The organism is Serratia sp. 25CWL12, from assembly GCF_055790885.1.
The window spans coordinates 2,792,051-2,817,501 of record NZ_CM147698.1; the positions used below are offsets into that span (position 1 = coordinate 2,792,051).

General features: G+C 52.0%; 26 protein-coding genes and 1 riboswitch. Of the genes, 10 read left to right on the forward strand and 16 right to left on the reverse strand.

What is annotated here, in order from left to right; translation table 11 throughout:
• Positions 1 to 29: 29 nt before the first annotated feature.
• Positions 30 to 959 carry a tRNA dihydrouridine(16) synthase DusC gene (gene dusC / locus ACX9GV_RS11915; RefSeq protein ID WP_473195670.1) on the reverse strand — a complete coding sequence of 310 codons (930 nt, stop codon included), beginning with the start codon at positions 957 to 959 and terminating at the stop codon, positions 30 to 32.
• A gap of 118 nt (positions 960 to 1,077) precedes the next feature.
• Positions 1,078 to 2,433 (reverse strand): ATP-dependent RNA helicase RhlE, encoded by a 1,356-nt coding sequence (rhlE, locus tag ACX9GV_RS11920; RefSeq protein ID WP_473195671.1) that lies wholly within the window; start codon positions 2,431 to 2,433, stop codon positions 1,078 to 1,080.
• Positions 2,434 to 2,759: 326 nt separating this feature from the next.
• On the opposite strand from rhlE, the gene ACX9GV_RS11925 reads away from it, so the two are divergent.
• Genes ACX9GV_RS11925 through ACX9GV_RS11945 form a run of 5 tightly spaced genes read left to right on the forward strand, consistent with a single transcriptional unit; the run spans position 2,760 to position 8,489 of the window.
• Entirely contained in the window at positions 2,760 to 3,482 is a 723-nt protein-coding gene (locus ACX9GV_RS11925) for a CerR family C-terminal domain-containing protein (protein ID WP_473195672.1), read from the forward strand.
• A 20-nt stretch (positions 3,483 to 3,502) separates the two neighbouring features.
• Positions 3,503 to 4,489 carry a secretion protein HlyD gene (gene hlyD, locus ACX9GV_RS11930; protein ID WP_473195673.1) on the forward strand — a complete coding sequence of 329 codons (987 nt, stop codon included), beginning with the start codon at positions 3,503 to 3,505 and terminating at the stop codon, positions 4,487 to 4,489.
• Positions 4,490 to 4,498: 9 nt separating this feature from the next.
• Positions 4,499 to 6,235 carry an ATP-binding cassette domain-containing protein gene (locus tag ACX9GV_RS11935; RefSeq protein WP_473195674.1) on the forward strand — a complete coding sequence of 579 codons (1,737 nt, stop codon included), beginning with the start codon at positions 4,499 to 4,501 and terminating at the stop codon, positions 6,233 to 6,235.
• Positions 6,232 to 7,368 (forward strand): ABC transporter permease, encoded by a 1,137-nt coding sequence (locus tag ACX9GV_RS11940; protein WP_473195675.1) that lies wholly within the window; start codon positions 6,232 to 6,234, stop codon positions 7,366 to 7,368. The genes ACX9GV_RS11935 and ACX9GV_RS11940 overlap by 4 nt, the downstream gene beginning before the upstream one ends.
• Positions 7,369 to 7,382: 14 nt before the next feature.
• Positions 7,383 to 8,489 carry an ABC transporter permease gene (locus tag ACX9GV_RS11945; protein WP_473195676.1) on the forward strand — a complete coding sequence of 369 codons (1,107 nt, stop codon included), beginning with the start codon at positions 7,383 to 7,385 and terminating at the stop codon, positions 8,487 to 8,489.
• Positions 8,490 to 8,548: 59 nt separating this feature from the next.
• On the opposite strand, the gene ACX9GV_RS11950 is transcribed toward ACX9GV_RS11945, so the two are convergent.
• The 8 genes from ACX9GV_RS11950 to moaA form a co-directional block, all read right to left on the reverse strand.
• On the reverse strand, positions 8,549 to 8,968 hold the full coding sequence (locus ACX9GV_RS11950; protein WP_473195677.1) for a type II toxin-antitoxin system VapC family toxin: 420 nt from the start codon (positions 8,966 to 8,968) through the stop codon (positions 8,549 to 8,551).
• Positions 8,965 to 9,195: a type II toxin-antitoxin system VapB family antitoxin gene (gene vapB, locus ACX9GV_RS11955; protein ID WP_473195678.1), complete on the reverse strand. Its 231-nt coding sequence runs from the start codon at positions 9,193 to 9,195 to the stop codon at positions 8,965 to 8,967. The genes ACX9GV_RS11950 and vapB overlap by 4 nt, the downstream gene beginning before the upstream one ends.
• Positions 9,196 to 9,412: 217 nt before the next feature.
• Positions 9,413 to 10,120 (reverse strand): Bax inhibitor-1/YccA family protein, encoded by a 708-nt coding sequence (locus tag ACX9GV_RS11960; RefSeq protein WP_037386489.1) that lies wholly within the window; start codon positions 10,118 to 10,120, stop codon positions 9,413 to 9,415.
• Positions 10,121 to 10,243: 123 nt separating this feature from the next.
• On the reverse strand, positions 10,244 to 10,696 hold the full coding sequence (gene moaE, locus ACX9GV_RS11965) for a molybdopterin synthase catalytic subunit MoaE (protein WP_473195679.1): 453 nt from the start codon (positions 10,694 to 10,696) through the stop codon (positions 10,244 to 10,246).
• Positions 10,697 to 10,698: 2 nt separating this feature from the next.
• On the reverse strand, positions 10,699 to 10,944 hold the full coding sequence (moaD, locus tag ACX9GV_RS11970; RefSeq protein WP_023489227.1) for a molybdopterin synthase sulfur carrier subunit: 246 nt from the start codon (positions 10,942 to 10,944) through the stop codon (positions 10,699 to 10,701).
• Positions 10,941 to 11,420 (reverse strand): cyclic pyranopterin monophosphate synthase MoaC, encoded by a 480-nt coding sequence (gene moaC, locus ACX9GV_RS11975; protein WP_023489226.1) that lies wholly within the window; start codon positions 11,418 to 11,420, stop codon positions 10,941 to 10,943. Before moaC ends, moaD begins: the two co-directional genes overlap by 4 nt.
• Positions 11,421 to 11,423: 3 nt before the next feature.
• Entirely contained in the window at positions 11,424 to 11,936 is a 513-nt protein-coding gene (gene moaB, locus ACX9GV_RS11980) for a molybdenum cofactor biosynthesis protein B (protein WP_473195680.1), read from the reverse strand.
• 63 nt (positions 11,937 to 11,999) lie between these two features.
• Positions 12,000 to 12,986, reverse strand: coding sequence for a GTP 3',8-cyclase MoaA (gene moaA, locus ACX9GV_RS11985; RefSeq protein ID WP_473195681.1), 987 nt, complete (start codon positions 12,984 to 12,986; stop codon positions 12,000 to 12,002).
• Positions 12,973 to 13,114, reverse strand: a riboswitch (molybdenum cofactor riboswitch). (Overlaps the previous gene by 14 nt.)
• A 263-nt stretch (positions 13,115 to 13,377) precedes the next feature.
• Between moaA and yvcK the strand changes: the two genes are divergently transcribed.
• Positions 13,378 to 14,295, forward strand: a complete 918-nt coding sequence (gene yvcK, locus ACX9GV_RS11990; RefSeq protein ID WP_473195682.1) for a uridine diphosphate-N-acetylglucosamine-binding protein YvcK — start codon at positions 13,378 to 13,380, stop codon at positions 14,293 to 14,295.
• A 79-nt stretch (positions 14,296 to 14,374) separates the two neighbouring features.
• On the opposite strand, the gene uvrB is transcribed toward yvcK, so the two are convergent.
• The 5 genes from uvrB to bioB all read right to left on the reverse strand — a co-directional run bounded on the left by uvrB (position 14,375) and on the right by bioB (position 20,619).
• Entirely contained in the window at positions 14,375 to 16,387 is a 2,013-nt protein-coding gene (gene uvrB, locus ACX9GV_RS11995) for an excinuclease ABC subunit UvrB (RefSeq protein WP_473195683.1), read from the reverse strand.
• A gap of 619 nt (positions 16,388 to 17,006) precedes the next feature.
• Positions 17,007 to 17,687: a dethiobiotin synthase gene (gene bioD / locus ACX9GV_RS12000; protein ID WP_473195684.1), complete on the reverse strand. Its 681-nt coding sequence runs from the start codon at positions 17,685 to 17,687 to the stop codon at positions 17,007 to 17,009.
• The gene (gene bioC / locus ACX9GV_RS12005; protein WP_473195685.1) at positions 17,680 to 18,447 is read right to left on the reverse strand and encodes a malonyl-ACP O-methyltransferase BioC; all 768 of its coding nucleotides are present in this window, start codon (positions 18,445 to 18,447) and stop codon (positions 17,680 to 17,682) included. The genes bioD and bioC overlap by 8 nt, the downstream gene beginning before the upstream one ends.
• Complete coding sequence (bioF, locus tag ACX9GV_RS12010; RefSeq protein WP_473195686.1) at positions 18,431 to 19,582, reverse strand: 8-amino-7-oxononanoate synthase; 1,152 nt, start codon at positions 19,580 to 19,582, stop codon at positions 18,431 to 18,433. Before bioF ends, bioC begins: the two co-directional genes overlap by 17 nt.
• On the reverse strand, positions 19,582 to 20,619 hold the full coding sequence (gene bioB / locus ACX9GV_RS12015; RefSeq protein ID WP_473195687.1) for a biotin synthase BioB: 1,038 nt from the start codon (positions 20,617 to 20,619) through the stop codon (positions 19,582 to 19,584). The genes bioF and bioB overlap by 1 nt, the downstream gene beginning before the upstream one ends.
• Positions 20,620 to 20,708: 89 nt before the next feature.
• Here bioB and bioA point away from each other — a divergent pair, with 89 nt between their 5' ends.
• From bioA to ACX9GV_RS12035, 4 genes are all read left to right on the forward strand, one after another.
• A complete protein-coding gene (gene bioA / locus ACX9GV_RS12020) occupies positions 20,709 to 21,983 on the forward strand; it encodes an adenosylmethionine--8-amino-7-oxononanoate transaminase (protein ID WP_473198031.1) in 1,275 nt (424 codons plus the stop codon).
• Positions 21,984 to 22,147: 164 nt separating this feature from the next.
• The gene (locus ACX9GV_RS12025) at positions 22,148 to 22,465 is read left to right on the forward strand and encodes a helix-turn-helix domain-containing protein (protein WP_473198032.1); all 318 of its coding nucleotides are present in this window, start codon (positions 22,148 to 22,150) and stop codon (positions 22,463 to 22,465) included.
• Positions 22,458 to 23,720, forward strand: coding sequence for a type II toxin-antitoxin system HipA family toxin (locus ACX9GV_RS12030; RefSeq protein ID WP_473195688.1), 1,263 nt, complete (start codon positions 22,458 to 22,460; stop codon positions 23,718 to 23,720). Before ACX9GV_RS12025 ends, ACX9GV_RS12030 begins: the two co-directional genes overlap by 8 nt.
• A gap of 80 nt (positions 23,721 to 23,800) precedes the next feature.
• Positions 23,801 to 24,283 carry a kinase inhibitor gene (locus tag ACX9GV_RS12035; RefSeq protein ID WP_473195689.1) on the forward strand — a complete coding sequence of 161 codons (483 nt, stop codon included), beginning with the start codon at positions 23,801 to 23,803 and terminating at the stop codon, positions 24,281 to 24,283.
• A gap of 48 nt (positions 24,284 to 24,331) precedes the next feature.
• Here ACX9GV_RS12035 and pgl read toward each other — a convergent pair whose 3' ends face one another.
• Positions 24,332 to 25,327: a 6-phosphogluconolactonase gene (gene pgl / locus ACX9GV_RS12040; RefSeq protein WP_473195690.1), complete on the reverse strand. Its 996-nt coding sequence runs from the start codon at positions 25,325 to 25,327 to the stop codon at positions 24,332 to 24,334.
• Between the last annotated feature and the right edge of the window lie 124 nt (positions 25,328 to 25,451).

Sequence of the window (25,451 nt, forward strand, 5' to 3'; positions counted from 1 at the left end):
GGAACTAAAGCCTAATTCATTACGCTAAATTAATGGCAAATCGCCCGTGCAATATCCTGCGCATTTTTCAGTGTGCGGATTTCGGTAAACAGTTCGCTGGCTTCCTGATATTCCTTGCGCAGATAATTCACCCACTGCTTGATCCGTGCTACATGGTACAAGCCATGGCTACCCGGATTTTCCAGCGCCAGATATTTTTGCAGTAACTGTGTGACCTGCGGCCAAGGCATCGGGGGATGATTATATTTAATCACCCGGCTTAGGTTGGGAATATTCAGCGCCCCGCGCCCTACCATCAGCGCATCACATCCGCTGGCTTGCCGACATGCCTGGGCACTTTGGTGGTCCCAAATTTCGCCGTTGGCAATCACCGGAATCGTCAGACGCTGGCGGATCTCGCCAATCTTCTGCCAGTTGATACGCTCGGCTTTATAGCCATCTTCCTTGGTACGACCATGTACAGTAATTTCGTCAGCACCCGCTTGTTGCACCGCATCAGCGATTTCAAAGCAATGAGCGTCTGAATCCCAGCCTAAACGGACTTTCACCGTGACGGGCAGTTCCACAGGTACCGCTGCCCGGATGGCTTTGGCCCCTTGATAAATCAATTCAGGATCTTTAAGCAAGGTGGCACCGCCGCCGCTGCCATTGACATGTCTGGAGGGGCAACCACAATTTAAATCAATACCATAAGAGCCTAACTCAACCGCCAATGCGGCATTTTCCGCCAACCACTCAGGGTATTGACCCAGCAGTTGTACGCGCACCGGCGTACCTGATGCGGTGCGGCTGGCATGATACAGTTCTGGGCATAAGCGATAGAAGACTTTAGCCGGTAGCCGTTGATCGACCACCCGCAAAAATTCGGTGATACAGAGGTCGTAATCGTTCACCTCGGTGAGTAATTCCCGTACTAGAGAGTCGAGTACTCCTTCCATCGGAGCCAATAAAACGCGCATACCATCCCCTGCTTTAAAAGAGGCGCAATAATACGGGGAAGAAGGCTGAGCAGGCAAGTGTATACCTGTTATCAATCAAGCTGCAGCCCTGTTGGCTGCAGCTTGAAGGAACGGTTAATCACTCTGTGGGTTTGCGATTACCAGAGCGGCGCATAGGAGCACCTGAACGCGGTTTACCTTCACCTTGTGGGCGACCTTGACCACCACGATTTTCACGTTGCCCAGCACCACTACGCTGAGCACCGCCAGAACTACGTGGAGTGCCATTATGGCTGCGTGGCGCACCACCACCTCTAGCCTGGCGACCATTGATGATCGGTTCAGCTTTGATGCTAGGGTCTACTTCATAGCCCGGCAACGCAATACGTGGAATTTCACGCTTCAGTAAGCGTTCAATATCACGCAGAAGTTTGTGTTCATCCACACAGACCAGTGAGATAGCCTCACCGGTGCGTTCCGCTCGCCCAGTACGGCCAATACGGTGTACATAATCTTCCGGTACGTTAGGCAGTTCGTAGTTCACCACATGAGGCAACTGATCGATATCCAAGCCACGGGCAGCAATATCAGTGGCCACCAACACGCGAATCTTACCCGCTTTAAAATCTGCCAGTGCTCTGGTGCGAGCGCCTTGGCTTTTGTTGCCATGAATCGCCGCTGCGGTGATACCATCTTTATTCAATTGTTCAGCCAGATGGTTGGCACCATGTTTAGTACGGTTAAATACCAATACCTGTTTCCAGTCACCTTCGCCAATCATCTGGGAGAGCAGTTCCCGCTTGCGCTTCTTATCGACAAAGTGAACGCTTTGTTCAATCTGCTCAGAAGCGGTATTACGGCGCGCTACTTCAACAGAGGCCGGGTTGTGCAACAATTTGCTGGCCAGTGCCTTAATCTCGTCAGAGAAGGTGGCAGAAAAGAGCAGATTCTGGCGCTTGACTGGCAGCTTGGCCAAGACACGGCGGATATCATGGATAAACCCCATATCCAGCATGCGGTCAGCTTCATCCAGCACCAGAATTTCAATTTTAGACAGGTCAACCGCGTTCTGGTGCTCCAGATCCAACAGACGGCCCGGTGTTGCCACCAGAATGTCGACACCACCACGCAGTTTCATCATCTGCGGGTTGATGCTCACGCCACCAAATACCACCAGCGAACGCAGGCGTAAGTGTTTGCTGTATGACTCAACATTCTCGCCAATCTGTGCCGCCAGCTCACGGGTTGGCGTCAGGATCAACGCCCGTACCGGGCGGCGGCCTTTAGCCGGATGATCATGGCTGCTGAGTAACTGTAATAACGGCAGGGTAAAACCCGCAGTCTTACCAGTACCAGTCTGGGCGCTAGCCATCAGATCACGGCCTTGTAATACCACCGGGATAGCCTGGCGTTGAATAGGGGTAGGTTCACGGTAGCCCTGCTCTTCAACAGCGCGCAAAATTTCAGCACTTAAGCCGAGTGTTTCAAATGACATAGTAGAGAAAAACTCCAGATCCCCCCTAACCTAAACTAAAGTTCGGTGCAGTTTCCAGGGAGGATTAATCAGACGGGGCATAAGGAAGTGCGCACGCATGTTGTGCAGCCTATTTTCAGCATGACCTCGAGGAATTGGCACAAACTGCAGTGCACCAAGCGACGCAGTGTAACAGATATCCTGCAAGAAAAATAATTTTACCTAACAAATTGCCTGTTACCGTAGCAACGTCCGGTTGCGTAACAATAATTATCCCACCTATTTACAGGCTATCTCTTTAAGCCTAAAGTTAATCATATGATTGATTAATTTTGACCGGTACGCTGATGTCATCAATAAAAAATCCCCCCTCAAGCAGCTCGCCCCGTGGTGAACAGGCGCGCCAGCAGCTGATCAACGCCGCGATTGAAGTGTTTGGCGAGTATGGCCTCTCGGGTGCAACGACACGGGAAATTGCCCTGCGAGCTGGGCAAAACATCGCCGCAATCACCTATTACTTCAATTCCAAAGAAGGGTTATACCTCGCCGTCGCCCAATGGATTGCCGACTTTATTCAACAAAACTTCCGCCAACAAACGGAAGACGTTGAGCGCTTCTGGCTGCTCCCCCCAGAACAACGCCAACCGGAACATCATCTGTATCATCTCAAAGTAGGGTTACTGGCTTTCAGTACACTGATGACGCAACCACAAACCCTCAATATCAGCAAAATTATGTCTCATGAGCAGTTGTCCCCTACCGAGGCCTATCCACTGATCCACCAACAGGTGATCGCACCACTACACCATACCTTGTGCCGCCTGTTGGCTGGCTGTACCGGTCTTGATCCGCACTCGACAAAAATAGTGCTGCATACCCATGCCTTGATTGGCGAGGTGCTGGTGTTTCGGGTCGCACGGGAAACCCTGCTACGCCAGGCAAATTGGCAACAGATAGGTGCAGAAGAGGCAACACAGATAGACGTTATGCTGGCCGAGCATATTGAGATCCTGGTGGATGGGTTGTACCAGCGTTACGGTACAAACCCGCTGTTACACGTCACAACATAAACACTCTGGCAGGGCGTATTATGAACAAGAAGAGAATGACTATCCTCGGGGCGGCAGTGATTTTGATTGCCGCTGCAGCCTATGGATTCTGGTATTACCAACAGCAGCAAGCAAAACCGCTGACGCTGTATGGCAATGTCGATATTCGCACCGTTAACCTGGGTTTCCGCGTTAACGGGCGGTTAGCTACGCTGGCAGTGGATGAAGGGGACCCAGTGCAGCCAGGGCAATTACTGGGCAAGTTGGATGATGCCCCTTATCGCAATGTCTTGCAGCAGGCACAGGCGAATGTGGACAGTGCCAGTGCTAACCTGGCGTTGTTGCAAGCGGGCTACCGTGATGAAGAAATAGCCCAGGTCCGTTCGCAGGTTGCCCAGTTGCTCGCCGCCTTTAGCTATGCCGACAGTTTCTACCAACGGCAACAGGGATTATGGGCGAAAAAGGCCACCTCGGCCGATGCACTGGAAGATGCACGCACCTCACGTAATCAGGCACAAGCCAATCTGCAAGCAGCAAAAGATAAACTGGCGCAATATCTCAAGGGTAATCGCCCACAACAGATTGATGAGGCCAAAGCCAACCTGGCTCAAGCCGAAGCAGTTTTAGCGCAGGCTCAGTTGAATCTACAGGATACCACCCTGCTATCCCCCTCAGCCGGTACTGTGATGACGCGGGCGGTAGAGCCAGGCACCATGCTCAATGCCGGGAATACGGTGTTGACACTATCGCTAACGCACCCGGTATGGGTCCGCGCCTATATCAATGAAACCAGCCTGGGCAAAGCCGTTCCGGGCAGTGAAGTCTGGGTTTATACCGACGGCCAACCCAGCAAACCTTATCACGGCAAAATCGGCTTTGTTTCCCCTACGGCAGAATTTACCCCTAAAAGCGTAGAAACAGCGGATCTGCGCACTGATCTGGTGTATCGCCTACGGATCATCATTACCGATGCCGATGAGGCATTGCGCCAAGGGATGCCAGTTACCGTGCGTTTTTCACAACCGTAAGGAAGCGTGATGACACAGGGACAGACAATTGAACTGGAAGGGGTGGAAAAACGCTTCCCGTCATTGGAAAAACCAGCGGTAGCAAGCCTGACAGCCACTTTGCGCAGTGGTTCGGTCACTGGATTGGTTGGCCCGGACGGTGCGGGTAAAACCACCCTGCTGCGGATGCTGGCGGGCTTGCTAAAACCCAGCAGCGGTAAACTGACCGTTGCAGGGCTGGACCCTATTACTCAAGATCGTCAGTTACATGCCATTCTCGGTTATATGCCGCAGAAATTTGGCTTGTATGAAGATCTGAGTGTGATGGAAAACCTGACACTCTACGCTGACCTGCGTGGCGTCACTGGTACTTTGCGCAAGCAAACTTTTGACCAGTTGCTGACATTTACTGATTTGACCCACTTTACCGAGCGGTTGGCGGGCAAACTTTCCGGCGGGATGAAACAGAAGCTGGGGTTAGCCTGTACCCTGGTGGGGCAACCGCAGGTGTTGCTGCTGGATGAACCGGGCGTGGGTGTTGACCCGATTTCTCGCCGTGAATTGTGGCGTATGGTGCATGAATTGGCTAACGACGGCATGTTGATCCTCTGGAGCACCTCTTACCTGGATGAAGCCGAACAGTGCCGAGACGTGTTGTTGATGAACCAAGGGAAACTGCTGTTCAGTGGCGCACCGCAAGAACTGACCCAGCGTATGGCCGGGCGCACAATATTAATTTCCGCCCCAACTGGCAGCCACCGCGCCCTATTGCAACGGGCCGTCTGTTTACCCGCTGTCAGCGATGGGGTGATCCAGGGGAAGTATCTGCGGCTTATCGTTAAACCTGGGCAGCAGCACCAGCCTATTTTACAAGCATTGGCTATCCCCAACGCAGAATTAAATGAAACCGAACCCCGCTTTGAAGATGCATTTATCGATCTGCTGGGTGGCGGCCCAAACAGTCAATCCGCATTGGCAGAGATCATGCCTACAGTGGCGGGTAACCATTCAGAAACAGTGATTGAAGCGCAGGAGCTGACCAAAAAATTTGGTGACTTCATCGCCACCGACCAGGTGAATTTTAAAGTAAAGCGTGGTGAAATATTTGGTCTGCTCGGCCCTAACGGCGCAGGTAAATCCACCACCTTTAAAATGATGTGTGGCTTGCTGGTCCCCAGCTCAGGTAAAGCCCTGGTGCTAGGTCTGGATTTGAAAACCAGCTCAGGTAAGGCGCGGCAGCATCTCGGTTATATGGCGCAAAAATTTTCGCTGTACGGTAACCTCACCGTGGCACAAAACCTGAAGTTCTTCTCCGGTGTCTACGGGCTGAGTGGCCAGCAACAGCGGGATAAAATCAACGCCATGTCGGCAGCATTCAACTTTGGTCCGATCCTCAAACAAACACCTGATTCATTACCCCTGGGTTTTAAACAGCGCCTGGCCTTGGCCTGCGCCCTGATGCACGAACCGGATATTCTATTTCTTGATGAACCCACCTCGGGTGTTGATCCACTGACCCGGCGTGAGTTTTGGCTGCATATTAATGGCATGGTGGATAAAGGCGTCACCGTGATGGTCACCACCCACTTTATGGATGAGGCTGAATACTGTGACCGCATTGGGTTGGTCTATCACGGCAAAATTATCGCCGCTGGCACACCTGACTCTCTAAAACAGCAGGTCGCCAGCACTGATAACCCCAACCCCTCAATGGAACAGACGTTCATCACCCTGGTGCAAGATTATGATCAGGAGGCAACCGCATGAATAATCAAAGCGCTTTTTCCTGGCGACGTTTGCGGGCCCTGTGCCTCAAAGAAACCCGGCAAATATTGCGCGACCCCAGTAGCGGGCTGATTGCCGTTGTTATTCCCTTGATGCTGTTATTTATCTTTGGCTATGGTATCAACCTGGATTCCAGCAAATTACGGCTGGGGATCCTGATGGAACAACAAAGTGCTGATGCCCGTGATCTGGCGAATGCTTTTGCCGGGTCACCCTATATTCAACCAACGATCAGCGATAACCGACAACAGTTAATTCAAATGATGCAGGCGGGCACTATCCGTGGCCTAGTGGTGATCCCCAACGATTTTGCCGAGCATCTGGCACGCCCCACTGACCCAGCGCCGCTACAAGTTATTACTGATGGTAGTGAACCCAATACGGCCAACTTTGTACAAGGATATACCCAGGGGGTCTGGCAAATCTGGCAGCAGCAACGCGCCAGTGATCAAGGGCAGACTACCCAGCCGCTGATCGATATTCAGATGCGTTTCTGGTTTAACCCGGCGGCCATTAGTCAGCACTTTATTATTCCCGGCGCCATTACCATTATTATGACGGTGATCGGGGCGATTCTGACTTCACTGGTTATTGCCCGCGAATGGGAACGCGGCACCATGGAAGCGTTGCTTTCAACTCAGGTGACGCGCAGTGAACTGCTACTCTCCAAACTAGTGCCTTACTATTTTCTGGGGATGGGGGCCATGGTGCTGTGCATGGTGGTGGCGGTGTTTGTGTTAGGAGTGCCGTTCCGCGGGTCACTGCTGATGTTGTTCCTGATCAGCAGCCTGTTTCTGGCCAGCACGCTCGGCATGGGGTTATTAATCTCCACCATTACCCGCAACCAGTTTAATGCTGCCATGGTGGCCTTGAATGCCGCTTTTCTACCTTCGATTATGCTCTCCGGTTTTATTTTCGAGATCGACAGTATGCCTGCGGTGGTGCGCATGGTGACCTACATCATTCCTGCTCGTTACTTTGTCAGCACACTGCAAACGCTGTTCCTGGCAGGCAATATCACCACGGTATTGATGATTAATCTGCTGTTTTTGATCGCCTCTGCCACGGTGTTTATCGGCCTGACAGCCTGGAAAACCCGGCGGCGGTTAGATTAAGGAGAATGAGAGCTATGTTTCACCGTCTGTGGACGTTGATCGTCAAAGAAATGCAATCACTGCTACGCGACCCGCAAACACGGGCCATTCTGGTGATGCCCGTGCTGCTGCAGGTGTTGTTATTCCCCTTCGCCGCCACGCTGGAAGTGACTAATGCCACTATCGCCGTCTACAGTGAAGACAGTGGCCCTCACTCCATTGAACTGACTCAGCGCTTAGCCAAAACCCAAGCCTTTTCTCAGGTTTTGTTGCTACGTAATCCTCAGCAGATCAGAACTACCATCGACAACCAACAGGCGCTGTTGCTGGTGCGTTTTCCTGCGGATTTCTCGCGCAACATCGCCAATGGCCATTCAGCATCACTGCAGTTGATCCTGGATGGGCGTAACTCTAACAGTGCGCAAATTGCTGCTAACTATGTGCAGCAGATTGTGCAAAATTATCAGAATGAATTGCTCGGTTCACAGCTCAAACCCAATAACAGCGAATTGGTGGTGCGTAACTGGTACAACCCGAATCTGGATTACAAATGGTTCGTGGTACCTTCATTAATCGCCATGATCACCACCATTGGCGTGATGATCGTTACTTCACTGTCAGTGGCGCGTGAACGTGAGCAAGGTACATTGGAGCAGTTGCTGGTTTCCCCGTTAACCACTTGGCAGATTTTTATCGGCAAAGCAGTACCCGCACTGGTTGTGGCCACCTTCCAGGCTTCTATCGTGCTGCTTATTGGGATCTTTGCCTACCAAATCCCGTTCGCCGGTTCACTACTGCTGTTTTACGCCACTATGCTGGTTTACGGGCTTTCACTGGTGGGGTTCGGGCTGCTGATTTCTTCACTGTGTGCCACACAACAGCAGGCATTTATCGGGGTGTTTGTCTTTATGATGCCAGCCATACTGCTTTCCGGTTATGTCTCGCCGGTGGAGAATATGCCCATTTGGCTGCAACATTTTACCTGGGTAAACCCTATCCGGCACTTCACCGACATTACCAAACAGATCTATCTGAAAGATGCCAGCTTTTCCATTATCTGGCATAGCTTATGGCCACTTTTGGTGATCACCGCCACCACTGGCAGTGGTGCCTACGCCCTATTCCGGCGCAAAATTACGTAACACAGGGGCATTAGCGACAAGCGCAACAAGATTTAAAGCATAAAGGGAATAACGAGGGGTTAATGCTGGCTCCAGTCTTCAATAGTCAGCCCCGGAACTCGCTCAAATTCACGCTTATTATAGGTCACCAAGATAGCCCCCACGGCCAGTGCATGCCCGGCAATCGCCGTGTCATTGGGCCCAATCGGCTTTCCCGCTGCTGCCAATACGGTCTTGACCTCCGTGGTGGCATCAACGGCAGCCTGGTCCCACGGCAGCACCGCATCAAGGCGGGCACAAAAGGCATCAACCAATTTTATATGCCGAGGAGACGCTTTTTTGCCGATAGCACCAAAGCGCATTTCAGCATAGGTAATGGCCGATACCACAATGCGGTGACGCCGCAGCACCGTCTGTTCAAGACGTTGCAAGAGTAAGTCCGGTTGCTCGCGCATGATAAAAGAGCAAATGTTGGTATCCAACATGTAGGTTCTACTCATAACTCAATGCGTCCTTGGTCACTGATAATATCCTCACGATCCGCCATAAAGTCTGAGTCGGCGATTTCTTCCTGCGACAACGAACTCCAGGTCGGTCTGACAGGTCGTAAGATAATAGCGTCCCCTTCCCGGATAATCTCTAACTCGTTAACGCCTTCAAAATCCAGATCGCGGGGAAGACGAATAGCTCGGTTATTACCATTTCTAAATACAGATACTGTTCGCATTTTCCTCTCCTGCCCAGTTGAGCGTTATTGTCATTGATTGCATGATCTAGATGCAGATGCCTGACATATGCATAGGTAAAGTATATGCTGATAATTGACCGATGTACACCTAGGACAGGTTAAAAAGGTAACAACGGGAATTATGCGGTTAGGACTGGCGATACTGGCAGGAGGAGATAAAAGGATAAGGCGCTGCTCGCAGCGCCTTCGGTGAGCATTAGCGGCGATTGCCGAAAATACGCAATAACATCAGGAACAGGTTGATAAAATCCAGGTACAGGGTTAATGCACCCACAATGGAGTACTTACGGAAGTTATCTCTATCATCCGGATTCAACTGTTCACCCAACGCTTTCAATTTTTGCGTGTCATAAGCCGTCAGGCCGACAAAGATCAACACGCCAATATAGGTGACCGCCCACATCAATGCCGGGCTTTTCAGCCAGATATTAACCAAGGAAGCCAGAATAATGCCGATCAACCCCATAAACAGCATGCTGCCCAAACCGCTCAGATCACGCTTAGTGGTATAGCCATATAGGCTCATGGCACCAAACATACCGGCGGTGACTACAAACGTTACTGCTATCGACTCGCCGGTATATTGCAACAGAATCATCGACAATGTTAACCCGGTTAATGCCGAATAGAGCATAAACAGCCCGGTAGCCATGGACCCACTCAAGCGATTAACCATGCCGGAAATAACAAATACCAACCCGAGTTGCGCGATAACCAGACCAAAGAAAGTGAGCTGACTTGAAAAGATAAAACTGATAATTGCTGGCGTACTTGCTGCATACCAAGCAACAAACGCCGTTAACAGCAAACCACAGGTCATCCAGCCATAGACTTGCGCCATATAAGCCTGAATGCCACTGTTGGCACGTTCAACAATTGAACCATTACGTGGATATCGGTCCATGACGGTTACCTTTAAAGTTAAGCCAAGTTATGGGGAATATCCCCGGTCATTGATAAGCGTATCACAGAAATTGCAACACTAAACCAGCATCAGCCAGGTATATTTTGCTTATGGCACACTCAATTACCAGCGCTTGGCGGCCTGTTGATCGGAGTCACGGGCTTCTACCCAGCGCTCACCCTGCCCGGTCGCCTCACGTTTCCAGAAAGGTGCACGCGTTTTCAAATAATCCATAATAAACTCAGCGGCATCAAACGCTTCACTGCGGTGTGCGCCACTCACCCCAACAAACACAATTTCATCGCCGGGGAACAGATCACCCACCCGGTGGATTACCGTTACTCGCTGCAATGACCAGCGAGAACGAGCTTGAGACACAATCTCGCCCAGCGCCTTTTCTGTCATGCCAGGGTAATGTTCCAGCGACAAAGCGCTCACCTGATCGCCGAGGTTATGATTACGCACCTTGCCCGTAAAGGTGACAACGGCACCGTCATCATTACATTCGGCCAACCATGGGTACTCTTCGCCGACACTAAAGGGTGCAGTGCCCACACGGATACGCGTATTATCCACTGTTAACCCCCGGTAACCGGCGGGAAGAAAGCCACTTCATCCCCAGCTTTCAACGGGTGTTCCGGGCCCACCAGCGACTGATTAACCGCCGTTAATAATTTGCCAGGCTCAAGGGCCAAAGCCCAACGCTCTCCACGTTCACATAGCGACTGGCGCAGGTCTTCCACCGTAGTGTATTGCGCAGGTACACTCAGCGTACTGGTGCCCACAAGTTCCCGGACCTGAGCAAAAAACAGAATGTTAATCATGCTCCCGCCTTAAAATCACCGGATTTACCGCCACTTTTCGTCAGCAACCGCACCGGGCCAATCACCATGTCTTTTTGCACCGCTTTACACATATCATAGATAGTCAACGCCGCTACAGATGCCGCCGTCAGCGCTTCCATTTCTACCCCGGTTTTCCCGGTCAAACGGCAGCAGGTTTCAATACGCACACGATTAAACTCCACCTGGGCCTCAAGCTGGACCTCGACCTTACTCAACATCAGCGGATGACACAGGGGGATCAGTTCCCAGGTACGCTTCGCTGCCTGAATGGCGGCAATACGGGCGGTAGCAAATACGTCCCCTTTATGGTGGCGTCCATCAACAATCATCGCCAGCGTGGCGGCCTGCATTTCAACATAGGCCTCGGCACGGGCTTCGCGCACCGTCTCCGCTTTAGCTGAAACATCCACCATATGCGCTTCACCAGCAGCATTAATATGTGTTAACTGCGTCATAAATTACTTCTTCAAATGGGGTAAAAAATTACATGGGCGATGGCGTGCGTCCAACTGCTCGGCAATGATGCGTTGCCAAGCAGTACGGCAGGCACGAGTGGAACCCGGCATGGCGAAAATTACCGTATTGTTGGCCATCCCCGCCAATGCACGCGACTGAATCGCCGCCGTGCCAATCTCTTCAAATGAGAGCGCGCGGAACAGTTCGCCAAACCCTTCTACCTGGCGATCAAACAGGGGCACTAACGCCTCGGGGGTATTGTCGCCACCCGTAAAGCCGGTGCCGCCATTGATCAACACCACCTGCACTTCATCGCTGGCAATCCACACACTCACCAGCGCACGGATCTGATAGATATTGTCTTTCACCAAGGCACTCGTCACCACGTGATGCCCCGCCTGTTCTGCGGCTTCCTGTAGATATTGACCGGAGGTATCTTCCGCTTCAGTGCGGCGGTCGGTAACGGTGAGAATGGCAATGTTTGCCGGAATGAATTCACTACTGACCTGGCTCATGGCGAGTTTGCTCCCCTGACGTAAATAAGCTGCATGTTAAATCAACTTGAGCTTAGGTGGCGTTCAACCGCCAATAAACGATAAATTCGGTGTGATACCGCTGTTACCCTGATGCAGGAAGTGACTCTGTTTTTTGGCTTGCAAACCACTGTGAATGCGCATTTTCAACTGAGTCAGTTGGCTGTCATCGGCCAACAAATCACGCAGCGGGATACCTTGTTCACCAAATAAGCACAAATGCAGATTGCCAATGGCTGAAACCCGCAAGCGGTTACAGGTAGTACAGAAATCTTTTTCATAGGGCATGATCAAGCCAATTTCACCCTGATAATCGGGATGGCTAAAGACCTGAGCTGGGCCATCATGAGTGCCCCTTGGCTGTTGCTGCCATCCCTGTTGCTGCAGTTGCTGGCGGATGATAGCGCCGGAAATATGGCGCTGGCGGAACAACTGGCTACCTTCGCCGGTTTCCATTAATTCAATAAACCGCAGTTGGATCGGCCGATCTTTGATCCAAGCAAGGAAACTGGCCAACTTTTGGTGATTAATATCGCGCATCAGCACGGTATTCACTTTTACCCGCTGGTAACCCGCCGCAAAGGCGGCATCAATGCCATCCATCACCTGGCGAAACTTGTCCTGACCGGTAATTGCCTGGAACTGACGCGGGTCAAGGCTATCAACACTGACATTAATTGCCGTGAGGCCGGCATCACGCCAACTCGCCACATCACGCGCCAAACGGTAACCATTGGTAGTTACCGCCAAGGTGCGAATTGCCGGGTTTTCACGCACAGCGGCAATGATCTCGGTAAAATCACGGCGTAAAGAGGGTTCGCCCCCTGTCAGGCGGACTTTTTCAGTCCCCAACTCAGCGAATACACGGCTGACACGGCGGATCTCATCTAAAGAGAGGAATGTTTTCGGGCTACCACTGGGTTTATAACCCTCGGGCAAGCAGTAAGTGCAACGAAAGTTGCATACATCGGTGATCGACAGACGCAAATAGTAAAATTTGCGCTCAAAAGCATCTATAAGTTGCGGTACCATAACACCTTCCAAATACGGGAGATGCGAGCGTTTCCACTCTGCACCCTGGTGGCTGACATCGCCACGGCCAAGATACCTTATTGCGTGTAAAACAACTTAGGTAGCAAGGCTAGGAGTTTGAGTTCCCTTCCATTCACTGCAAATATAACTGGAACGAAACCGTGGTTTTTTCAGGATTCTAGCGCTAAACAGCGGTGATACCAATGAGTAATTTCGATATATAGCTGTTTACACAACGCTTTTTTAGCTTCCCAAACACTGATAATCATCATAACCGGTTGTTAGCAGGATGAATTGACCGGAATCACGCAAATCGCACTCTAGATCGTGTTTTGCAGCCAAATCCGCTACCCTATGCAGGTTGTTTCTCTCCCCAGAGCTAAGGAGTTTTATGCGTAACCGTACCCTCGCTGATCTTGACAGAGTCGTGGCACTCGGTGGTGGTCATGGTCTTGGCCGTGTCATGTCAGCGTTGTCGTCATTAGGCTCCCGCTTAACCGGTATCGTCACCACCACGGATAATGGCGGGTCTACTGGTCGTATCCGTCGTTCTGAAGGGGGGATTGCCTGGGGAGATACGCGTAACTGTCTCAATCAACTGATTACCGAACCGAGTATCGCGTCAGCCATGTTTGAGTATCGTTTCAGTGGTAATGGCGAATTGGCTGGTCATAACCTAGGGAATTTGATGCTAAAATCCCTCGATCACCTTAGCGTGCGTCCATTGGAGGCGATTAATCTGGTACGCAACCTGTTAAGGGTGGATGCCGCATTAATCCCCATGTCAGAGCAACCGGTAGATCTCATGGCCAATGACCATGAAGGCCACCCAGTGTATGGTGAAGTCAATATTGACCAACTGACTCAGATGCCACAAGAGTTACTGCTCTCCCCCCCGGTACATGCCACACGCGAAGCGGTAGAAGCCATCGCGCAAGCAGATTTGATCCTGATTGGCCCCGGTAGTTTTCTCACCAGCCTGATGCCGCTATTGCTGCTTGATGAACTGACACAAGCCTTACGGCGCAGTAGTGCCAATATGGTCTACATCGGTAATCTGGGGCGGGAACTCAGTGTGGCTGCCGCTGCCCTGAAACTGCAAGATAAACTGGTACTGATGGAAGAGAAAATTGGCCGTAAAATGATTGACGCGGTGGTGGTTGGCCCAGCAGTGAATACCGACCAGGTCCAGGACCGCATTGTCATCAAGCAGCCTCTGGAAGCCAGCGATATCCCTTACCGCCATGATCGCCAATTACTGCGCCAAGCTCTGGATCAGGTTTTAGTGCAACTGGCGGCTCGCCGTTAATCTCTAGGTAGCAGGGCGAACTGCCCCCCTGCTACCTGCTACCTGCTACCTGCTACCGGCGTCAAGCTGGCAAGCAAAATCACGACAGCGCAATAAATTGCGCGCGCAACTGGTGAATTTCATCACGCAGTGCGGCAGCCTGTTCGAACTCCAGGTTCTGTGCATGGGTATACATGCGGGCTTCCAGCACCTGGATTTTTTGTTCCAACGCTTTTGGTGTGAGATGTTGATATTGCGCACTGCTCTCTGCCGCCTTGTTTTTCCCTTTGTTCTTGCCCCGTGTACTGGGCTGCCCCAACTGTAAAATATCGCCAATTTTTTTGTTCAACCCGGTTGGCACAATGCCATTGGCTTGGTTGTGGGCTTGCTGTTTGACGCGCCGACGCTCTGTTTCGCCAATCGCTTTCGCCATGGAGTCGGTTATTCTGTCACCGTAAAGGATCGCCTTACCATTAAGATTACGTGCCGCACGGCCGATGGTCTGAATCAAAGAACGTTCAGAACGCAGGAACCCTTCTTTATCCGCATCCAGGATCGCCACCAATGACACTTCGGGCATGTCCAGCCCTTCCCTCAACAGGTTGATGCCCACCAGCACATCAAACTCCCCCAAACGCAAATCACGAATAATTTCTACGCGTTCCACCGTATCAATATCTGAATGCAGGTAACGTACGCGCTCACCATGCTCTTCAAGATAGTCAGTTAAATCTTCCGCCATCCGCTTGGTGAGTGTGGTGACCAGCACCCGTTCATTGACAGCAGCACGCAGACGAATTTCTGAAAGCAGATCGTCAACCTGAGTCGTAACCGGGCGAACTTCCACCACGGGATCGAGCAACCCGGTCGGGCGCACCACTTGATCGATAATGTCACCGCCGGATTTTTCCAGCTCATATTTACCCGGGGTCGCAGAAACATAGATTGTCTGTGGTGCCAGCGCTTCAAACTCTTCGAAACGAAGTGGCCGGTTATCCAGTGCTGAAGGCAAGCGAAAACCATATTCCACCAAGGTCTCTTTGCGTGAGCGATCGCCTTTGTACATGCCGCCAATTTGCGGAATGGTGACGTGAGATTCGTCCACCACCAGTAAGCCGTCCGCGGGCAGGTAGTCGAACAGTGTGGGGGGAGGATCACCTTCTCTCCGCCCAGAGAGATAACGTGAATAGTTTTCAATACCCGAGCAATAGCCCAATTCGTTCATCATCTCCAAATCAAACTGGGTACGTTGCGATAAACGCTGCTCTTCCAGCAGTTTGTTATTCGCCAGCAACACCTTGCGCCGCTGTGCTAATTCCAGTTTGATCTCCTCCATGGCCTGCACAATGCGTTCCCGGGGGGTAACATAGTGAGATTTGGGGTAGATGGTGAAACGGGGTACGGTTTGTTCAACCTGACCGGTGAGCGGGTCAAACAGTGACAGACGTTCGACCTCGTCATCGAACAACTCCACCCGCAACGCCAGCTCATCGGATTCCGCAGGGAATATATCAATCACTTCCCCACGCACCCGGAAGGTGGCTCGCTGGAAAGCCTGATCATTACGGGTATATTGCAATTCCGCCAGCCGCCGCAGAATCGAGCGTTGATCGATGATCATCCCTTTGGTGAGGTGCAGCATCATCTTCAGATAAAGGTCAGGATCCCCCAGGCCGTAGATCGCAGAAACGGAGGCCACCACCACCACGTCACGCCGCTCAAGCAGCGCTTTGGTGGCCGACAGGCGCATTTGCTCAATATGTTCGTTTACCGAGGCATCCTTCTCGATAAAGGTATCAGAACTCGGTACGTAAGCTTCCGGCTGATAGTAGTCGTAGTAGGAGACAAAATACTCCACTGCATTCTCGGGGAAAAACTCTTTCATCTCACCATAGAGCTGCGCCGCCAGCGTCTTGTTCGGTGCCAGCACCATGGTGGGGCGGTTGAGATCCGCTATTACATTGGCAATGGTGAACGTTTTGCCCGAACCAGTTACCCCCAGCAACGTCTGGTGTGCCAAGCCATCTTCCAGCCCCATTTCCAGCTTGCGGATCGCTTCCGGCTGATCACCGGCTGGTTTGAATTCTGAATGCAGTTTGAAATGTTTGCTCATATCCCCTTCATCTTTCAATTTGCCAAGGCCACAACATGCCGCCAGCAATCAGCTGTCACTTACCCATAATACTGGATATAAAAACAGCCTCCAACACATTTATCTTTAAGTGCATTCCAGTCACTGACAAGGTAGGAACTTTCTGATTGTCAATCGTCATGTTATCCCCAGAACATATCATAAATTAACATTTCTACTACAAGGCAGCGTAAAATCACTCGCGGCACTCCCCTCCGTCAACAAGTGTCTTGATTTTAGTTAATTTATTGATATTAAATACTTTTAATTAAAAGCTGAGAATAACGGCAACCTTGTTGAAACCCGCGCCCTTGCTCTATTTACCCTACTTTTCTAGCTATAATGCACATGGTTATCCACAGGAATAGTGGATAACTCGCAGTACCCCATAAGGGGCGGGAGTTAGGCAAAGGACACTTTTCCGTTTGCAGTGGCATTGCAGTCATTTTTTTAGTTACTTTTTCACAAATATTTCGCATCGCTTATACCAATTAATGCTAAAAAAGTGCATCAAAAAAATGATATTTCGGACTGTTGACAAAGTCCCTTTTTAGCTTAAGCGGACAGGGGTTTACAGCACATCGAATAAACGATCACTGACTCACTTGGCAAGCTGCGTCAAGTCAAGATATTGCGCTAGTGGCTGTTGCTCAATCTGCGGTAAATGGGGAATTTCCCCCAACAACGGGGCTGGCAACATACGGCAAAGCGTCGCAAGATACTCCTGATGGCGTTTTCCCGGTTTAATGACCTGATTGGCTATCCAACCTGCCAAGGGCAACCCCGCTTGCTGAACGGCCTGAGCGGTAAGCACTGCATGGTTGATACAACCCAGTTTGATCCCAACCACCAGAATCACCGGCAAGCGTTCCTGGCGCACCCAATCGGCAAGCGTATAGCGTTCGCAAAGTGGGGTAAACCATCCCCCGGCCCCTTCCACCAGCAACCACTCGGCCTGTTGTTCAAGGTGACGTAAACCACTAGAAAGTCGAGCCAGAGAGATGGGGATCCCTTCATGTTGGCTGGCAATATGGGGTGAGGTTGGCTCAGCAAAGGTGTATGGATTCACATCGGTATAATCCAGCGCCATACTGCTGTTTCTCTGCAAAGCCAATGCATCACTATTACGCCACCCCTCAGCGGTCATTTCACTGCCTGAAGCCACTGGCTTATAACCAGCACAGCAAAACCCTGCCGCTTGAGCCGCCTGTAACAGAGCACTGCTGGCGACCGTTTTCCCCACTTCCGTATCCGTTCCCGTCACAAACCAACGTTTAATCACGATAAATGACTCCATAAACCAGATGATAACTGAGAGGGTACTGCCCCTGTTGGCAGGAGTAAGCCGCTTGCAATGCCGCTAAACGCTGGCGAGAAAGCAACCCGCTATCACGGCCCTGATGTAAATGGGTGGCACCAATCCCCTTCAATGAGCGCATCAGTGTCATAACATCAGGGTAATGCAGGGTTTGCCAGGCAGGTTGCAGTTCATGACGATAGTGCTGACAAGCAGCACTAATCTGTGCGACAGGCAGGAAATCATTCACATGGCGTTCACCATCTACCTGCTGCCAGGCATCTGCCAATTCATGTAATGTGCCCTGTGCCAAGGTAGCGAATAAAATCACCCCACCCGGCCGTGTCACCCGGTACAGTTCCGCCAATACCTGAGGCAGAGAGCTGCACCACTGCACCACCAGGCTGCTAAAACAGATATCCACAGAGGCATCTGGCAGCGGGACATTCTCGATATCCCCCAGTAAGTAGTGATCAGCCACCTGCTGCTGGCGGGCAAAAGCCAACATACCCGGCGCCAGATCCAGCGCAGTCACCTGCTTACCCAAGTTGCGCCAACGACGGCTGAAATAACCGGTGCCACAGCCAGCATCCAATACCGATTGGCCAGGGTGATGAGCCGCCATCGCGATTAAGCGTTCTCCTACCTCCCGTTGTAACACGGCCGCCACATCATAACTTTTTGCTGCCCGGCTGAAGGCCGCGGCCACCGCCTGCTTGTTCACCCCCTCAAACACAGATGTCATGTAACACCTCTAGCAAACGTTCGATATCTTCTGTTTGGTGCGCCGCAGTCAGTGTAATGCGCAAGCGCGCGCTACCCGGTGGCACTGTTGGCGGACGGATAGCGCTAACCCAAATCCCCTGCTCACGCAGACGTTGGGCCAAAACCAGCGTTTGCTGGTTATCCCCCACCACTAACGGTTGAATTGCGGTGTCTGAGTCCGTTAACTTCAGTGGCAGGCTGGCAACCCCGGCGCGAAAGCGTTGGATATGGCGCTGTAATTGAGCCCGTAACTCGTCCCCCTGTTGGACACAATGTAATGCGGCCTGCAAGGCACAAGCCTGGGCCGGGGGCATCGCCGTGCTATAAATCAGATGGCGTGCAAATTGCAGCAAGTATTCTGCCAAGGGTTCATCACATAACACCGCCGCACCACTGACACCAAAGGCTTTGCCAAAAGTGACCACCAAGATCTCCGGGCGTACCCCCTGCTGCCAGCAACTACCGCGCCCTTGTGCACCACGCACGCCAATACCGTGCGCATCGTCCACCATCAGCCAGCCCCCCGCTTGGTGGGTTAAGTGCTGTAATTCCACCAGCGGTGCGCTGTCACCATCCATACTGAAGATCCCTTCGGTGATCACCAGTTGTTGGCCTGTACAGGCTTTTTGCAGTAACGAGGCTAACGAGTGTGGCTGGTTATGATGAAAACGCCGCAATTGTGCGGGTGAGTGCATCGCCGCTTCTAACAGTGAGGCATGGCTGAGTCTGTCGGCTAACAGGCAATCGCCAGCCTGCATTAAGGCCGCCAGGATCGCCTGATTAGCGGCATAACCGGAGATAAACAGCAAAGCGCGTGGATACCCCAGCCACTGGGCCAGTTGCTGCTCTAATTCATGGTGAGCCTGGCTAAACCCGGTCACATGCCCAGAGCCGCCACTCCCCACACCATAGTGCGCCGCACCCTGCTGCCAAGCAGCAATCACCTCAGCATGTTGGCTGAGCCCAAGGTAATCATTACTGGAAAAGTTGAGATACTGCTGACCATTGCATTGCAGGTAGCGCCCATTACCGCCCTGATTGACCTGCCGTTGTCGATAAGCGGCATGCTGCCGCCGCTCATTCAGCGCCTGTTCAATACGTTGTTGCCAGCTCATCAGCGTGCCGCGTTGTAAAATTCGGCGGTATCGGCGCTGAGCAGTTGTTCTGCCAAGATCTGCTGCTGTTGCTTGTCACCCTGCTCAATGGAGGTTTGCTGCGGGTTAAGCCCCAATTTGCGGAACAACTGCCGATCTTTATCTTCTTCTGGATTGGGCGTGGTAAGTAATTTACAGCCATAGAAGATGGAGTTGGCCCCAGCCATAAAGCACATAGCCTGAGTCTGTTCACTCATCTGCTCACGACCCGCTGACAGGCGGACATAAGAGCTGGGCATCATAATCCGCGCAATAGCGATAGTGCGGATAAAATCAAAAGGATCGACATCGTCGTTATCCGCCAGTGGTGTCCCCTTCACCTTCACCAACATGTTGATTGGCACACTCTCCGGTGGGGTTGGCAAATTAGCTAACTGCACCAGCAACCCGGCGCGGTCAGCGACGGTTTCCCCCAAGCCGACAATGCCGCCGGAACAGACTTTGATCCCGGCATTACGTACGGTGTCTAGTGTATCCAGGCGCTCTTGGTAGCTGCGCGTGGTGATGATGCTGGAGTAAAATTCTGGCGAGGTGTCAAGATTATGGTTGTAGTAATCCAACCCGGAGTCAGCCAAGCGCTCGGCCTGACTAGGGTCTAGGGTACCCAGCGTCATACAGGTTTCCATCCCCATGGCTTTTACCCCCTGTACCATCTGCTGCAGATAAGGCATATCACGCTCGTGCGGGTTCTTCCAGGCGGCACCCATGCAGAAACGGCTTGACCCGGCGGCCTTGGCCTGACGCGCCGATGCCAAAACCTGCTCCACCTGCATCAACCGTTCAGTCTCCAGGCCGGTTTTATAACGCGAACTTTGCGGGCAGTATTTACAATCCTCCGGGCAGGCACCGGTTTTTATCGATAACAGCGTACTGACTTGAACTTGTTGTGGGTCAAAATGTTGGCGGTGAACGGTTTGCGCTTGGTATAGCAATTCCAGCAGCGGTTTATCAAACAGGGCTTGGGCTAGCCCCACGGTCCAGTGGATACGATCGGCCATTGACTGCAACTCCCAATATGAAAAGTGTCGCCAGTGTAAATATTGCGGCTATACTGTCAACCATTCTATTTATTTTTGGTTTACGGTTAATGTCTCTCTCCCCCTGCGATATTGAATTTGATCGACGCCATATCTGGCACCCCTATACCTCCATGACTCAGCCGCTGCCCTGCTACCCGATTACCGCCGCCAGTGGCGTGGAATTGCAACTGGCCGATGGCCGGCAACTGGTGGATGGCATGTCTTCATGGTGGGCCGCCATTCACGGTTACAATCATCCGCAACTCAATCAGGCCGCAACACAGCAGTTGCAGAAAATGTCACATGTGATGTTCGGGGGTATTACCCATCCCGCTGCCATTGCCCTGTGCCGTAAATTGCTGGCGATGACACCCGACGCGCTGCAATGCGTATTTCTGGCTGATTCAGGTTCCGTGGCGGTGGAAGTGGCGCTGAAAATGGCGCTGCAATATTGGCAGGCCCGTGGAGAGCGGCGACAACGTATTTTGACCCTACGCCAGGGCTATCATGGTGATACCTTTGGCGCGATGTCGGTATGCGACCCAGATAACTCCATGCATAGCCTGTATCAGGGGTATCTTGCACCGCATCTGTTTGCCACCGCGCCTCAATGTCGCTTCGACGCCCCTTGGGACGAGCAGGACATCGCGCCATTTAATACCCTGCTAGAGCAACATGCGGGAGAGATTGCTGCGGTGATCCTCGAACCTATCGTTCAAGGGGCGGGGGGGATGCGTATCTATCACCCTAACTATGTTAAACGCGTGCGTGAACTGTGCGACCAGCACCAGATTTTGTTAATAGCTGATGAGATTGCCACCGGGTTTGGCCGTACCGGCAAGCTGTTTGCCTGTGAACATGCGGATGTCGTGCCTGATATTCTCTGTTTGGGCAAAGCGCTGACTGGGGGATATATGACCCTTTCTGCTACCCTCACCACCCGCCATGTGGCAGAAACCATCAGTGAAGGTGCCGCAGGCTGTTTTATGCATGGCCCAACCTTTATGGGAAATCCTCTGGCCTGTGCGGTTGCCTGCGCCAGCCTGACACTGCTCGAGGATAATCTTTGGCAACAGCAGGTGAGTGACATTGAAAACCAGCTAAAGCAGCAGTTACTCCCTCTCACAGCTCTGCCCAAGGTGGCGGATGTCCGGGTGCTTGGCGCTATTGGCGTGGTAGAAATGCGCCAGCCAGTGGATGTGGCGGCACTACAACGTGGTTTTGTCGAGCGAGGTGTGTGGATCCGGCCATTCGGCAAACTGATTTATCTGATGCCGCCTTATATCATCACCCCAGAACAACTTTCGCGTCTAACTGCAGCCATTGCGGCCGCGGTGGTGTGAGAAAATGTGAGTATAGAACCACACCGTGATCGGCATAATGATTGCGGTGCGCAGGATTACCCACTGAATAAAGCACAATTTTTGCGCATTGCAGTTTTGACCACAGCCAAAGTTAATTCTATAATATTGTGAATTAAGAGCAAAAAAGCCACATAAGGCACAACATATTGGATTTAAGCCTAAGAAAACCCGATGAGATCGTTAAGCGGATCTGTGAGCGTCTGCGCACTGAGCGGTTAGCCCTACAGATGACGCAGGCTGATGTCGCGGCACGCGCCGGTATTAGCAGCAATACCGTGTCTAATCTTGAGGCAGGGTGCAATGTCGGGTTCGAAAATCTAGTCCGTGTAGCGATGGTTCTTGGGCGCAGCCAGGAACTCGAAGCCTTGTTCCTACCAAAATTGGACAGCCTTGAAGATATTTTCCGCTACGAAAACAGCGCGAAACGTCATCGTGTCAAGAGGAGGTTCGACAATGCTTGAGCAAGTCAATGTCTACTACAATGGCTGGGGTGAGCATTGGCACTGGGGCTCGCTGGTTTCGACGACAGTGATCACCGGCCGCCCACTGATTCTGTTTGAATACAGCCAGGAAGCGAAGCAGAAAGGGTTGGAACTGTCGTCTTTTAAGCTACCATTGGCAGGAACGCCGTTACGCAGAGACTTTCCGCCCCATCAGTTTGGGCTACCCGGCCCCGTCTATGATGCTCTCCCTGACGGTTGGGGGATGCTGCTAATGGACCGCTTGTTCAAACGCCGTGGCCTCAATGCAGCACGTATCGGGCCACTGGAGCGGCTGACTTACATTGGCAACCATGCCATGGGGGCCATGTCATTCGAGCCTGCCGCACCCGAGGGGCTGGAGATGGAAGGGGATATCTCCATTGATCGGCTTGCGGCAGAAGTGCAAGAAGTCCTCAAGGGTGAAGGTGGGGCATTCCTGCAAAAATTACTGTTGGTAGGCGGCTCTCCACAAGGTGCCAGACCCAAGGCTTTGGTCTATCGCGACCCCCAAACCGGCACTTTTACCACTACGTCTACGCCAGGCTTTGAAGCTTGGTTGATCAAATTTCCTGCTCAACAAGAACATCCCGAAGTCTGTGCCATAGAGATGGTCTATGCCGAATGCTTACGCCTGTGTGGCATTCAGACGCCTGAGACGCACTATTTCAGCCTGCCCAATGGGTTAGCGGCCTTCGCGACCAAACGCTTTGATCGGCATGGGGCTTTGCGCGTGCCTATGCAAAGTCTTGCCGCCTTTACTGGTGCTGATTTCACCACACCTGGTTCGTTGGATTACGTTAATTTCTTGCGGGCCACCCAAATGTGCACGAATGATGTGCGGGAGAAAGCACTCGCATTTGAGCGTGTGGTTTTCAATGTGGTGTTCAACAACCGAGACGATCATCCCAAGAATTTTTCCTATCTTATGTCACCCTCTGGTGAGTGGAAATTGGCACCAGCGTATGACGTCACTTTCTGTGAAGGCCCAGGGGGGTATCATCAGATGGATGTGATGGGCGAAGCACTGGAAATTCACCGTGAGGCTATGCTCCGGCTTGCCGAAGAAGCCGAGATGCCAGCCAATATAGCGAGTACCCTGATTGACCGATTTTGCGATGTGGCGGGCCAGTTTGCCACTTTAGCCAAGAAGATGTATCCCCAAGCGATCACCCCAGGCACGTTGCAAACTATCCAGCAGCGAATCGATGAGAATATCAACTTGCTTGGTCGCTAAAAACCACTGACTTGGCTATATATTCTTGTCGCAAAACAATCTAGGCTGACTGATTTAAAGAACGATATGGGAGAGTGGTTATGACGTTTCGTTTATACAGTAATGATCTGCAGAATGGGGCCAAAATGCCTGAACTACAGGTATTTAACGGCATGGGCTACCAAGGGGTCAACATCTCCCCTCACCTGACTTGGGATGGCGTACCCGCTGGCACCAAAAGCTTTGCTATCACCGTATTTGATCCCGATGCCCCTACCGGCTCTGGCTGGTGGCACTGGGTGGTGGCCAACATTCCGGCAACCGTAACCGAACTGCCACAGGGTGCCGGTTCTGGCAAACCTGGGCTACCCAAGGGAGCGATACAGACCCGTACCGATTTTGGTAAAGCCGGTTACGGTGGTGCGGCTCCGCCACAAGGAGAAAGCCACCGTTATCATTTCACTGTTCACGCACTGGATGTGGAAAGTATCCCGGTGGATGAAGAAGCCAGTGGCGCCATGGTCGGCTTTAATATTCACTTCCATAGCCTTGGCAAAGCGACGCTGACCGTGACCTACTGTTAATCCATCGCCCAGGGCAGGCACCAAGGCCTGCTCTGGTCTTGCTATAGATCAGTGAGCCAGCACACTCACCCACATTGGGCCTTGCCCTACCGGGTAACGCCCCAGAGCCGATAACTGACCATGATGCGGATCAATGCCATAAACCGTGATATGACCTGATTTCTGCCCTGCAGCAATCAAAAAATGGCCGCGGTGGTCGATATTAAAACCACGGGGCTGTTGTTCCGTTGCCTGATGCCCAACTAAGGTAATGTTATCCCCTTGCGGCGAAACGGCGAAAATCGTCAGGATACTGGCGGTACGATCACAGGTATATAAGAAGCGGCCATTAGGCGTGAGATGAATATCCGCCCCCCAACGAGTACCGTTGAAATCAGCAGGCATCATATCCAGGGTTTGCACTAGGGTGTAAGGGCCCCCATGCTCACCACAGGCCAAAACATCAACAGTGCTATCCAGTTCATTGAGACAATAAGCGAACTGCCCATTAGGATGGAATGCCATATGTCGTGGCCCGGCACCAACCGCAGTGGCAACCGCCTCCGGAGTCTCAGGGGTCAATACGCCGTCCTGATGCAGATTAAAAAGACGAATACGATCTTCTTTCAAGCAGGGGATCAATAGCCGTTGATTGGTCGAGTCAATATTGGCTGAGTGCGGGGCGGTCAAACCATCAACCTGCTGAATGGGAGCCCCCACCACACCCTCATGACCAATGGGGCTGACGGTGACGCAGTTGTCGTTATAGGAAGCAGAAAACAGGTAACGGCCTTGCAAATCGGTGGCGATATGGGTCGGGCTGCCAGGTAATGGGGCCACCCCCGCCTCCTGCAGTTTACCATCCGCATCAATACGGTAACTGACGATACCCAATGCCGGGCGTACCCCAATATACAGGTGGCTATTATCCGGGTGAATGGCCATCGGTTGCCCCTGCCCTGGTACATCCACCGTCTGCTCTAACGTCAACGCGCCCTGAGAGTCTAACTGCCAAACATGGATCTGCTGGCTTTCCGGGCTAGCGACATAAACGATTTGCTTCATTTGCTTTCCTTAATGAGAAAGAGTAACCGATTGTGTTCTTTAGCTTACCTGACATTGTTGACATGACAACCCCCGTCTAACACCGGGTTTTGTCAAACCGCCGTTAGGTGTACCATCGGTATTA

What these genes read in the sequence shown, in the direction of transcription:
- dusC (WP_473195670.1), bottom strand. Translation starts at nt 959, where the DNA reads ATGCGCGTTTTATTGGCTCCGATGGAAGGAGTACTCGACTCTCTAGTA.
- rhlE (WP_473195671.1), bottom strand. Translation starts at nt 2,433, where the DNA reads ATGTCATTTGAAACACTCGGCTTAAGTGCTGAAATTTTGCGCGCTGTT.
- ACX9GV_RS11925 (WP_473195672.1), top strand. Translation starts at nt 2,760, where the DNA reads ATGTCATCAATAAAAAATCCCCCCTCAAGCAGCTCGCCCCGTGGTGAA.
- hlyD (WP_473195673.1), top strand. Translation starts at nt 3,503, where the DNA reads ATGAACAAGAAGAGAATGACTATCCTCGGGGCGGCAGTGATTTTGATT.
- ACX9GV_RS11935 (WP_473195674.1), top strand. Translation starts at nt 4,499, where the DNA reads ATGACACAGGGACAGACAATTGAACTGGAAGGGGTGGAAAAACGCTTC.
- ACX9GV_RS11940 (WP_473195675.1), top strand. Translation starts at nt 6,232, where the DNA reads ATGAATAATCAAAGCGCTTTTTCCTGGCGACGTTTGCGGGCCCTGTGC.
- ACX9GV_RS11945 (WP_473195676.1), top strand. Translation starts at nt 7,383, where the DNA reads ATGTTTCACCGTCTGTGGACGTTGATCGTCAAAGAAATGCAATCACTG.
- ACX9GV_RS11950 (WP_473195677.1), bottom strand. Translation starts at nt 8,968, where the DNA reads ATGAGTAGAACCTACATGTTGGATACCAACATTTGCTCTTTTATCATG.
- vapB (WP_473195678.1), bottom strand. Translation starts at nt 9,195, where the DNA reads ATGCGAACAGTATCTGTATTTAGAAATGGTAATAACCGAGCTATTCGT.
- ACX9GV_RS11960 (WP_037386489.1), bottom strand. Translation starts at nt 10,120, where the DNA reads ATGGACCGATATCCACGTAATGGTTCAATTGTTGAACGTGCCAACAGT.
- moaD (WP_023489227.1), bottom strand. Translation starts at nt 10,944, where the DNA reads ATGATTAACATTCTGTTTTTTGCTCAGGTCCGGGAACTTGTGGGCACC.
- moaC (WP_023489226.1), bottom strand. Translation starts at nt 11,420, where the DNA reads ATGACGCAGTTAACACATATTAATGCTGCTGGTGAAGCGCATATGGTG.
- moaB (WP_473195680.1), bottom strand. Translation starts at nt 11,936, where the DNA reads ATGAGCCAGGTCAGTAGTGAATTCATTCCGGCAAACATTGCCATTCTC.
- moaA (WP_473195681.1), bottom strand. Translation starts at nt 12,986, where the DNA reads ATGGTACCGCAACTTATAGATGCTTTTGAGCGCAAATTTTACTATTTG.
- yvcK (WP_473195682.1), top strand. Translation starts at nt 13,378, where the DNA reads ATGCGTAACCGTACCCTCGCTGATCTTGACAGAGTCGTGGCACTCGGT.
- uvrB (WP_473195683.1), bottom strand. Translation starts at nt 16,387, where the DNA reads ATGAGCAAACATTTCAAACTGCATTCAGAATTCAAACCAGCCGGTGAT.
- bioC (WP_473195685.1), bottom strand. Translation starts at nt 18,447, where the DNA reads ATGACATCTGTGTTTGAGGGGGTGAACAAGCAGGCGGTGGCCGCGGCC.
- bioF (WP_473195686.1), bottom strand. Translation starts at nt 19,582, where the DNA reads ATGAGCTGGCAACAACGTATTGAACAGGCGCTGAATGAGCGGCGGCAG.
- bioB (WP_473195687.1), bottom strand. Translation starts at nt 20,619, where the DNA reads ATGGCCGATCGTATCCACTGGACCGTGGGGCTAGCCCAAGCCCTGTTT.
- bioA (WP_473198031.1), top strand. Translation starts at nt 20,709, where the DNA reads ATGTCTCTCTCCCCCTGCGATATTGAATTTGATCGACGCCATATCTGG.
- ACX9GV_RS12030 (WP_473195688.1), top strand. Translation starts at nt 22,458, where the DNA reads ATGCTTGAGCAAGTCAATGTCTACTACAATGGCTGGGGTGAGCATTGG.
- ACX9GV_RS12035 (WP_473195689.1), top strand. Translation starts at nt 23,801, where the DNA reads ATGACGTTTCGTTTATACAGTAATGATCTGCAGAATGGGGCCAAAATG.
- pgl (WP_473195690.1), bottom strand. Translation starts at nt 25,327, where the DNA reads ATGAAGCAAATCGTTTATGTCGCTAGCCCGGAAAGCCAGCAGATCCAT.